We start from the raw sequence: 318 nt of genomic DNA on the forward strand, positions 1-318 counted from the left end.
TGGTGTAACGTCCTGAAATTATACCACTTTAAGCCGCTTCTTCCTTCCTTTCACCGCCTTCTCATGAGAAATTCAGGCTAGGACGGGTGAGCCCGACTATCGACAGCCGTGCGCCACGGCTTCGGGCCGTGGCTTGTTGGCTTCCCAGTACCAGTGCGTTGTCCAGCATGCGGTTCGAGAAAGCCCATTCATTGTCGTACCAGGCCAGGATCTTAGCGTGGCGAGCCTTCGGCGGCTGCCCTCATGGCCAGGTTGATTTCTTCCGCGCAGGTGTCGCGGGTGGCAATGAAAGACAGGTCCACCAGTGACACATTGATG

Annotated in this window: 1 pseudogene; it reads right to left on the minus strand. The window is 56.6% G+C overall.

Annotated elements, in window-relative coordinates:
• Positions 1-61: 61 nt before the first annotated feature.
• Positions 62-318, minus strand: a pseudogene (locus AC1RQI_RS17140) (hypothetical protein); the annotation flags it as partial.

This window comes from Salicola sp. AFF1 (genome assembly GCF_056783195.1).